This is a genomic window from Mesorhizobium sp. M0410, assembly GCF_040321435.1.
Classification (GTDB): domain Bacteria; phylum Pseudomonadota; class Alphaproteobacteria; order Rhizobiales; family Rhizobiaceae; genus Mesorhizobium.
The window spans coordinates 1-10,263 of sequence record NZ_JAMYRN010000048.1 but is presented as its reverse complement, the minus strand read 5'-3'; the positions used below and the strand labels follow the sequence as shown (position 1 = coordinate 10,263).

Sequence of the window (10,263 nt, the reverse complement as noted above, 5' to 3'; positions counted from 1 at the left end):
CGAAAGCTTGACCCCGGCACCGCGGTGCTCAGGTGCTCATGGCCGCCGGATACGCACGTCTGCGGTCTTCACCGGATGGGTACTGTAGATCAGGTTTGTACACACCACTTAGCTATACGCGGGGGGCGATAATGCCATCGAAGAACAAATGGCGCAGGTATTGGGTATCGATCCGTCGGAGCACCCAATCCCGCCCGCAACGCGGTTCGCAGCCATCTCGACCGATTGGTGGACTCCTGACTGCGGGATCTAAGGAGCTTTTCCTAGCCTATAGCTAAATGGAAAGACGCCCATCCCCTCGATTGAGCCAACCCAGACCCAACCTACTGGACTCCAGAGCGAAAAGAGCGCGTGCGGCTCGTGCGACTTGTGGGAAAAAGGAAATGGCGCCTCGGCATGACTGACTCCGACTGCCTGAGCGCCGGCTTTCAGTGCGCGCAAGGGGAGCGTTCCGGTGGCCAATGCTGCTGTTGGAACGGAGCAGGTGGGTTGTTCTAGCAACACGGTTGAGTGTCCGGGGTGCCAACAATGAACAAATGCGCAGGAACACTCGATCCGCGCCTTCTGCAGGCCTGCCTACAAGCTGTGCAAGTGCACAGGTAGCGAAGGTGCGCGCATTCAAGCACGTTTGAGCGTCGGCGCAATTTCCATGCCGACCACCAACGGAGATATCTGCGATGACCAGCAACATGCGGCTAATGAAAGCGAGCGAGATTCCCGCCTTCGTCGACAAGGTGATCGAGGCTGGCTGTGATATCTGTGCGATCGGTCACTTAGGCTATTCACTGGGCGATGTTGACGGGAAGGTACCCTGGCGCAAGGTAAAAAGAATCGTGGAAGAGTTTGGCGATCGTGATCACCTGCTACCGGAGATCGTTGCCTATCTTCGCTCGATAGGTCGGTACATAGAACTCACGTCGTCGACAAACGACGGCCGGAGACCGCACAAAACAGGCACTCGAAATTGGAACGCATAAAGGACGGGTCGGATACGATTGTCGAATCCGGCTCCTTCACCGACATGACGAGCTCGACTTCCGGACGGGTATTGACGCCAATGAGCTGTGGTTTGCCCAACAGGGCAATAACCTGGTCTTCTCGTACTGGGCACCACGGACAAGGGTCGGTCAGCCCCCCAGTGGCATTGCGATGTGCTGTCGTTTCTGACTCTGGCACCATAGTTCAACCCGATAACCGCAGTTTACTGAGAGAATCCACAACTTCGTAGCTGCGGCAGGAGAGAACCAAGCAACAGCTAGAAAACCGCCGCCGAGTTCCATAATAGCGTTATGAAATGTCCTGATCTGGCAAAATAGGAATGTCGCTCCTGCTTGTGCCTTGCCAGTCTCTCGCCTTCGAGAGCGGAGAGATTGCATCTTGACTGAAATCGCATTGAGGCCCTTGTCGAGGGTTATAGAGCGGCGGATGACGAGCGTTGCCGCCGCAAGCGTGGCTGGCGCGAGCAAGCGTAGCTCATCTCGTCAAAATCGAAGTGGAGGTCGATACGCTGATCCAGTTGGAGGAGGCACTTGGCTTCGCCCCCGACGCTATCCTGCTCGACAACATGTCGGTCGATGAGTTGCGCCACGCGGTGGCGATGGTTGCCGGGCGGGTGGTCACCGAAGCATCGGGCCGGATTACGCTCGATATGGCTGCGCAGATTGCTGCGACGGGCGTCGATCTGGTCTCCATCGGCTGGCTGACCCATAGCGCGCCGATCTTGGATATCGGACTTGATTATCGGGACTCATAATCGACTGATGGACGGCACCGGGCGGATAAGTTTTCCGGTCACCGTCAAGCGGCTAGCAGAGAAGCCGTAAAGGTCAGAAACCAGGGAACAGGATGGAAATGGACGCAACGATTTCGACGAAGACGATGCCGCCAGGTCAAGCACATGACTTGGCGCGAAATGCGCAAGAAAGGCTTTCGTGGCCAGATCGGCGTCGTCTCTGAATGGGCGCGGCGCAGACGCCTTGCTGAAAGGACCGATCAAAGCGCACTTGCCCGCACGCCTTCGGCACGAAGCATGGCCAAGCTCATGACGCTGGCGCGTGACGACCTGTCCAAATCGGACGCTGTACTGATCGGGGCAATCGAGAGCAATGTTCCTGACCTCGGTCATCGCGCGAACGCTGATCGACGACTTTCAGCAGATGATCCGATCAAAGGCGGCCGCAAAACTGGACACTCGGCTGGACGGCGCGAAGGCAAGCCTCGTCGGCTCCTTTGCAAACAGGGTCGAAAAGGACATCGCCGCAGTCCGCAACGCCATCATCTCTCCGTGGTCGAATGGCTAGACCGAAGGCCAGATCACCAAGCTCAAACTCATCAAGCGGCAAACGTACGGCCGCGCCAAGATTGATCTGCTCCAGGCGCACCTTGTCGGTGCAACTTAGGCTGTGGCCGCAGCGAGAGTGCCGAATGAGGACCCCGTTTAAGGGGTGATTCTCGTCCAAACGGTTCGGATGGGCGGTCGTCCGCCAGCAACTTCTCCTTGCTAAGAATCCGGCATCCTCGAAGGCCTCGCGCCAGTTCGAAGCGCATTCATATCCCCCTCCGCAGCAGCACGCGCAAGCATCGTCACAAGCCCCGAGCCGCTTCGCGTTCGGCGCTGTCCAATTTCCGACAATGTCGGATACGCAACGTAGCAGGGTCAGATCTACCAGACTGCGTATAAATGGTTTTCTCATTTGGCACGGTACATGCATCATCATCCGCAAACACGTGCCCGACCAAAGAAGACGTCGCATGATCACCTCACCAAAACATACCGCCGCCGCGGAACAAATCACTTCGCCCCGAACCTTGCTTATCGTCCGTCCCGTCACCACAACCGGAGCCATCCGCTTCGTCTTCGACGGCGGCACCACGCAGGACTCGGCTGACAAGGAGGGACTGGCCAATTTGATGACCGGCCTGTTCGACGAGGGCGCCGGCGATCTCGACAGCGATGCCTTCCAGGCGACGGTTGACCATGCCGGGGCCGAGATGAGCTTCGACGCGCAGCGCGACGGCATTTATGGCAGATGCGCATGCTGCCCGAACGGAAGGACGCCGCCTTCGATCTGCTCAGGCTCGCGCCTAACAGCCCCCGCTTCGACCAGGAGCCCGTCGACCGCATCCGCGCCAAGCGGCGCAGAATCTACGGCACGCATCCTTATTCGAGGCCGGACGAGGGGCACCAAGGAGAGCCTCGCCGGCATAACGCCGGTCGATCTAGGCGCCCTCCACAAGGCCGCTTTCGTCGGTGACGGGCTGCACGTAGCGGTCGTCGGCGACATTGATGCCAAAGGCCTGAGTGAAAGGCTCCACGACTCGGTCGGCGATTTGCCTCAGAAGCAGGCGATCGCGCCGGTGGCCGATGTCGCCCCGAGCTCGGCCGGCGTAATTGGTCGCCTACGACCCGCCGCAGACTTCGCTGCAGCTTGTTTTTCCCGGCATCGGACGCAGCGACTCGGAATTCTAAGCCGCACAGCTGATAAGCAAAATACTCGGAGGCTCGCCATTTACCTCACGTCTGTTCCAGGAAGTGCGCGAAAAGCGCGGCCTTGCTTACGGTATCCATTCCAGATTGAAAGACTACCAGCATTCCAATGCGCTTGTCGTGACCACGGCGACGCGCGCCGACAGGGCGGCCGAGACGCTCGGCGGATACGCCACGTGATCAGGGGGTTGGCGGAAACAGGGCCGACAGAGGCCGAGCTAAAAGCGAGCAAGAACTATCTGATCGGCACCTATGCTACCAACAATCTGGATTCCTCCAGTTCGATTGCAGCCACGCTTGTCGGGTCTTGGCATCGGCTACACCAGCGCCGCGCCGCCCTCATCGATCGACCAAGTCGAGGCAGCGGCAAAGAAGCTGCTTTCGGCCGAACCCGCCATTATGGTGATCGGCCCGCGCGTGGACGCCAAAGGATGGGCCCGGGCTCCAATTTCGCCATTCTTCTCCCCTTGTGAGGCTTTTACCGGGAGAGATCGAGCCCAAAGGGAGATTCCGATGTCTGAAGCGAGTCAGCAAAAGTTGGACACATTCTTGGAGAAAATGGTCTGCGATCTCGGTGCGATCGCTACGGGCGCGGGAGTCTTGTTGGGAGACAAACTCGGCCTGTTCGAGGCATTGCGCGAAGGCGGCAAGATGACTGCCGCCGAACTTTCGACACGCACCGGCACCCAGGAGCGCCTTGTAACGGAATGGCTTTCCGGGCAGGCGGCTGCGGGGTATGTCGACTACGATGAAGCCAACAACAATTTCTATCTCAACGCCGAGCAGGAACTGGTGTTCGCCGATGAAAATAGCCCGGCCTTCATGGCTGGCGCATTCGAGTTCCTATCCGCGCTGTGGCTCGACGAAGAAAAGGTGAGGCAAGCGTTCCAGTCCGGCAAGGGCGTTGCATGGCACGATCATAGCGCGTGTCTGTTTCGCGGCACGGAGCGGTTCTTCCGTCCAGGCTATAATGCCAATCTGATCGACTCCTGGCTGCCGGCCCTGGAGGGCGTAGTCGAGAAGCTCGAACGCGGCGTGGAGGTCGCGGATGTCGGATGCGGTCATGGCGCATCGACGGTGCTCATGGCACGTGCTTTCCCCAATTCGCGCTTCGTCGGCTTCGATTATCACGCCCCTTCGATCGAGCGCGCCCGCAAGGCCGCCGAGGAAGCCGGCGTCGGCGCCAACACGCGCTTCGAGGTCGCGGCCGCCAAGACCTACCCCGGCACCTATGACCTCGTCGCTTTTTTCGATTGCCTTCACGACATGGGCGACCCGGCGGGCGCCGCCACCCATGTCCACGGGTCGCTCAAGCCGGATGGCACGTGGATGATCGTCGAGCCGTTCGCGCATAATCATCTAGCGGCGAACCTCAATCCCGTCGGACGCGTTTACTATGCCGCTTCCACGTTCGTGTGCACGCCCGCATCCCTGTCGCAGGAAGTCGGGCTCGGGCTTGGCGCCCAGGCCGGCGAGGCGAGGCTACGCAAGGTGGTGACCGGCGGCGGCTTCAAGCGATTCCGTCGCGCCACGGAGACGCCGTTCAACATGGTGCTGGAGGCCCGTCCCTAGCGCGGCCGTCGCTAGAAATTGCAGCTCATCGCTTTATGGTGAAGATCTCGTCAAAATCCGAACTCACAGTTATCGACAAATTTCCAGAGGCGTCACCCCCCTGACATCAGATTGGAGTTGTTAGAAGCCAACAGTAGTTGAAGGCACACGCAGCCAAGCTCGTCGCCTAGACTACTTCGGTGCTCTCAGAGAAGCCAACTCCGAAGACCGTACTCCGCTCAAACGCGCAGTCTCTCCACCTGAACTTGGGCGACTTCGGCGGCGTCGGCGACAAACGCGAAAAGCGCCAGGAGCGGCACTGCGACCAATGGCGCTTTCATAAACCTCGAAGGCGCTTTCAATCCTGGCGATGCGTTCCGTCAGTGTCATCTGAATAGACTCATGCTAATCACAGCTTCACGACGCCTTGCGACGCAACGCCGTTTGGTATCCCAACCATTGGTGAATTTCGGCGGCGATGCGCTCGGTATGTGCGGTGACTTCGGGAATTCCCATCAGTTCGCCGACGCTGCCGCGCGCCAATGGCCCGCTGACGAAAATGCTGTCGGTCGGGCGCCCGGATGTGCCGACCGCACGGCCTTGGCTGTCGGTCTCCAAACCAAGACCAATCGGGTCGAGCCGGACCAATCCCATCCGCTCGAGCGCCGCAATCGCCGTGTTGGTCCGCAAGATATCGGCGTGCGCCGGTCCGGTCGTCACGATCACACTGTCGAAAGCCTCGACAACGAGGCTGCGTTGGCCACGCAGCCGCTGCCTGACGCAAATGCGTCCGTCGACCTGTTCGGCGCCGACAATCGTTGCGGCGCGATAGGCAAGCCTGCCCTCGGCAACGCCGCGATCAAGCACGGCCGCGATCTGTGGAGCGATGCGGAAGCGATGCACATCCCACAGCGCGCGAAGATGGCGCACCACGCGGCGCTGCTCGGCGAGCGGCAAGGCCTGCCAGATGATTTGCCCCTGTCGCCGGACGGCGTCGAGCACCGGGTGCCAGCCTTCGCCCCGACGCTTGGCATCAAGGATCGTGGCCCGGATGCGCCTGAACAGTGCCGTTGCGCTGCGTGAAGGCAGGGTCGTGAAATCGCCGATCGGATCGCCACGCGAGGCTGCATGGCTGCGCGAGCGGTAGCCATGGCGCGAAAGTGCTGTGATGCTGCCGCGATGCCTCCTGCGGTCGAGAGTGGCGATGACGTCCGCCGAGGTCAGCCCGGTGCCGACGACCAGGACATGGTGGTCGCGCTCGATCGCTTCCAGTCGTTCGAGATCATAGGGATTAGCGACCAGACCGGCGGCGCCGGCTATAGCGCGCAAGGCTGGCGGTAAGGCCGGCGGCGGATGAGTCGTTGCGACAACCAATGCATCGGCCGCGAGCGTTCCGCCGTCGGCAAGGATGAGGCGATATGCGTCGCCGTTACGCTCGACCGACGCGACGGCGGATCGGACGTGCCGAATCGTCTTGCTTTGCAAAAATGGCTGAAGGTGGGATTCGACATAACGGCCGAAAACGCGACGCTGTGGATAGGCCGCGCCGTTGGTAGTGATCGCCTCGGCGTCATTCAGAACGGCGCCGGTCTGCTCCAGCCAGTCGGCAAAGTGGCTGTCCTGGCCGGAGATCAGCGTCATCCTCGAGGCCGGCACATTGATGCGGTGTGAAGGATCGGTCGTCGAATAGGCCAGACCATAGCCGAGCCTTTCGCGCGGCTCGACGACCACGATATCGGATGCACTGGCCGGGAGCAGCCGCGCCAGATGAAACGCAGTCGCCGCACCTGAAAAGCCGCCGCCGACAATCGCTATGATCGGTTCGCTGGCGCTCAAGACTGGCTCGCGCGCAGCGACGACGGGCGATGGTCGCCGGCCACCGTTTCGCCGAAGGGGCCCATGTTAACCGCCGTCGGCCGCGTCGAGATTTCGTGATCGAGCGGCAACAGCGGCAGCACCAGTTCGCCGAAGCGATAGGCTTCCTCCAGATGCGGATAGCCGGACAGGATGAAGGTATCGATGCCGATGCGCCGGTATTCGTCGATGCGCTCCGCCACCGTCGCCGCATCGCCGACCAGAGCGGTGCCGGCGCCGCCGCGCACCAGGCCGACACCGGCCCACAGATTCGGACTGATTTCGAGTTTGTCGCGACGGCCGCCATGCAGCCGGCTCATGCGCGACTGGCCGACGGAATCCATGCGCGCGAAAACCTTCTGCGCCTCGGCGATCGTCTTGTCGTCCAGGCGGCTGATCAGGCGGTCGGCATCGGCCCAGGCTTCGTCATTGGTTTCGCGAACGATGACATGCAGCCTGATGCCGAAACTCACCTGGCGTCCGGCCTTCTCGGCAAGGCCGCGCACATGGTCGACCTTGGCGGCGACGTCAGCCGGCGGTTCGCCCCAGGTGAGGTATTTGTCGATCTGCTCGGCGGCGACCGCATTGGCCGCCTCCGACGAGCCACCGAAATACAGCGGCGGATGCGGGGTCTGCACAGGCGGGAACAGCAGCCTTCCGTCCTCGATGCGGAAGTGCTTGCCTTCGAAGGCAATGGTCTCGCCGCTGAGCACGGCCTTGTAGATATCGAGAAACTCCCGCGTCACCTCATAGCGCTCATCATGGCTGAGGAAGATGCCGTCGCCCTTGTTCTCGACCGGGTCACCGCCGGTGACCACGTTGATAAGCAGGCGCCCGCCGGAAATGCGGTCGAGCGTCGAGGTCATCCGCGCGGCAAGCGTCGGCGATTGCAGGCCCGGCCGCACCGCAACGAGGAAGCGGAGCCGCTGCGTCAACGGCGCCAGCGCCGACGCCACGACCCAGCTGTCCTCGCAGCTTCGGCCGGTCGGCAGCAGCGCGCCGTAATAGCCAATGGCGTCGGCGGCCTTGGCGACCTGGGTCAGATAGGGCAGGTCGACCGCCCTGCCCCCCTCGGAGGTGCCGAGATAGCGGCTGTCGCCATGGGTCGGGAGAAACCACAGGACCTTGATCCTGTCGGGGATGGCAGTGCTCATGAACAGTCCTTTGTGACTTTACGGCGTTCTCGCTCAGCTCCAGGCGTGGAGCGGCGGATTGACGTCGTTCAGGTAATAGTTGCCGAGGATCGCGTATTTCCAGCGCACGGGATCGTGCAGCGTGTGGGTGCGGGCGTTGCGCCAATGCCGGTCGAGATTGTGCTCGGCCAATGTCGAGCGCGTGCCCGCGAGTTCGAAAAGTCTGTTGGTGGCGTTGATGGCGATCTCGGTGGTGAGGATCTTGGATTCGGCAACCGCGATCTGCGCTTCCGCGACGGTCTTATCGTTGGCGTCGAGCACAGCGCGATCGACCGCAAGGCCGGCCTTGTCCAGAACCGCCTCGGCCGCATTGGCCCGCAGGCGGAGGTCGCCGACCGCCTGGATCGTGTAGGGATCCTGCCAGGCATGATCGACGCCGCTGTCGATCCACGCGCGCGACTTGGTGCGCACGAAGCTGACGGTTTCGTCGATCGCCGCGTTGGCGATGCCGAGATCGACAGCAGCCTGGATGATCTGGAAGATGGCGCCGTCGGCCGTCGGCCGGTCATAGCCCTTGTAGCCGGGGACGAGATGCGTCTTCGGCACTTTCACATTGTCGAGCAGGACTGTGCCGGACAGCGTCGTCTTCTGGCCGAAGCTCGACCAGTCGTCGATGACCGTCAGTCCGGGCGCGCCGCGATCGGCGATGGCATACCAGGCCCGGCCCTCGTCATCGAGCGCCACGATCGGCACCAGATGGGCGAGCAGCGCGCCGCTGGAATAAAATTTCTGGCCATTGACCACGACGTGGTCGCCAGCGTCGACGAATTTGGTCTCAAAATCGGCCGCCCGCTTGGAGCCGAATTCCGAGAACGCGTTGCCGAACCGCGTGCCGGACAGAACTTCGGCGAAGAGCAACTGCTTCTGGGCCTCGTCAGAGACGGTGCGGATGGCGGCGACGACGCCGAGATGGTTCTGCGGAATCTGGCCGAGCGACGGATCGGCCGCCGAGATGATGGTGATCACCTTCGACAGCGTCACATAGGAGAGTTCCGGTCCGCCATAGGCCTTCGGCACGTTGATCGACCACAGGCCGCTCTGCGAAAACGCATCGAGCTCTTCCTTCGGCCAGATGCGCTCGCGATCCCGCCTGGAGGCGTCCTTGGCGAAGTCTGCGGCCAGTTTTTCCGCCACAGCGATCGCCTCGGCGTCGGTCTTGATGACATGCGCTCTGGCCGACGGACGCTCAACCGGGGGGACGGCGCTGCGGATATCGGACGGCTGCTTCGATTGGATGGTCATGCTGCGGTCTCCTGGGGAAAATGTTGCGATGGAAGCGGCGTGCCGCCGAGATAGTAGGTCTTGATGTCGTCGCGCTGGCGCAGGTCGGCGGCCGACCCTTCCAGCACGCTCTTTCCGTTTTCGAGCACGGTGGCGCGGTCGGCATATTTCAGCGCCACTGCCGAATTCTGCTCGGCGACAAGGATCGAAAGATCTTCGTCCCGATTGAGCCGCTTCAAAGCGCTAAAAATCTCGTCGACGATCAGCGGCGCCAGCCCCATCGAAGGCTCGTCCAGCACGAACAGTTTCGGCCGCGACATCAGACCGCGGCCGATCGCCGTCATCTGCTGCTCGCCGCCGGAGGTGAGGCCGGACCGGGTTCGCCGCTTCCCGGTGAGCCTGGGGAAAAGCGCATAGACGCGGTCGAGGTCGGCCTTGACGCCGGTGCGGGAGGACGAACGCCCGAGCGCGCCGGTCAGAAGGTTCTCCTCGACCGTCAGCGAGCGGAAGCAGTGTCGGCCCTCGAGGACCTGGACCAGACCCTTGCGGACGAGGTGAGAGGGGCTTGCCCTGGAGACATCCTCGCCGTCGAAAGTGATCCGGCCAGCGGTAACGGTGCCGCGCTCGGCCGGGAGGAGATTGGATATGGCGCGTAGCAGCGTCGTCTTGCCGGCGCCGTTGGAGCCGAGCAGTGCGACGATCTCGCCTTTACCGACCGACAGGTCGACACCGTGCAGGGCGGCGATGGCGCCGTTGTAGACGGCCTCCACGCGACTGACCGACAGGATCGGATTTTCCGGGCTGGACATCGATGACTCCGCAATAGGCAGGAAATCGCGGGCCGCCCCGGGGGCCGGCGCGCGGGTTTTTGCGTGAGAGTGGTGCCCCCGCATGGGGGGGGTGGGGGCCGGGGGGATTTGTTTGGCGTTTGGTTTGGTATTGGGGGGGGGTTATAAA

At 62.0% G+C, this 10,263-nt stretch carries 7 protein-coding genes and 2 pseudogenes; 5 read left to right on the top strand and 4 right to left on the bottom strand.

Annotated elements, in window-relative coordinates:
* The first annotated feature begins 677 nt into the window (after window positions 1–677).
* The 5 genes and pseudogenes from NKI63_RS30070 to NKI63_RS30050 all read left to right on the top strand — a co-directional run bounded on the left by NKI63_RS30070 (window position 678) and on the right by NKI63_RS30050 (window position 5,059).
* Window positions 678–977, top strand: coding sequence for a Y4lK-related protein (locus NKI63_RS30070; protein ID WP_023722911.1), 300 nt, complete (start codon window positions 678–680; stop codon window positions 975–977).
* Window positions 978–1,456: 479 nt separating this feature from the next.
* A pseudogene (locus NKI63_RS30065) lies at window positions 1,457–1,753 on the top strand (nicotinate-nucleotide diphosphorylase); the annotation flags it as partial.
* Window positions 1,754–1,921: 168 nt separating this feature from the next.
* Window positions 1,922–2,399, top strand: a pseudogene (locus tag NKI63_RS30060) (transposase); the annotation flags it as partial.
* 352 nt (window positions 2,400–2,751) lie between these two features.
* Window positions 2,752–3,960, top strand: a complete 1,209-nt coding sequence (locus tag NKI63_RS30820) for a peptidase M16 family protein (RefSeq protein ID WP_502896266.1) — start codon at window positions 2,752–2,754, stop codon at window positions 3,958–3,960.
* Between the two features lie 40 nt (window positions 3,961–4,000).
* Window positions 4,001–5,059 carry a class I SAM-dependent methyltransferase gene (locus NKI63_RS30050; protein WP_031195349.1) on the top strand — a complete coding sequence of 353 codons (1,059 nt, stop codon included), beginning with the start codon at window positions 4,001–4,003 and terminating at the stop codon, window positions 5,057–5,059.
* 396 nt (window positions 5,060–5,455) lie between these two features.
* Here the strand turns inward: NKI63_RS30050 and NKI63_RS30045 are convergent, their stop codons facing one another.
* From NKI63_RS30045 to NKI63_RS30030, 4 genes are read right to left on the bottom strand one after another with little or no spacing between them, the layout of a single operon-like run.
* Complete coding sequence (locus NKI63_RS30045) at window positions 5,456–6,874, bottom strand: FAD/NAD(P)-binding protein (RefSeq protein WP_023722901.1); 1,419 nt, start codon at window positions 6,872–6,874, stop codon at window positions 5,456–5,458.
* Window positions 6,871–8,046: an FMNH2-dependent alkanesulfonate monooxygenase gene (gene ssuD / locus NKI63_RS30040; RefSeq protein ID WP_023722900.1), complete on the bottom strand. Its 1,176-nt coding sequence runs from the start codon at window positions 8,044–8,046 to the stop codon at window positions 6,871–6,873. Before ssuD ends, NKI63_RS30045 begins: the two co-directional genes overlap by 4 nt.
* Before the next feature lie 33 nt (window positions 8,047–8,079).
* Window positions 8,080–9,327, bottom strand: a complete 1,248-nt coding sequence (locus NKI63_RS30035) for an SfnB family sulfur acquisition oxidoreductase (protein ID WP_352466344.1) — start codon at window positions 9,325–9,327, stop codon at window positions 8,080–8,082.
* Window positions 9,324–10,115 (bottom strand): ABC transporter ATP-binding protein, encoded by a 792-nt coding sequence (locus tag NKI63_RS30030; protein ID WP_023722898.1) that lies wholly within the window; start codon window positions 10,113–10,115, stop codon window positions 9,324–9,326. Before NKI63_RS30030 ends, NKI63_RS30035 begins: the two co-directional genes overlap by 4 nt.
* Window positions 10,116–10,263: the final 148 nt, after the last annotated feature.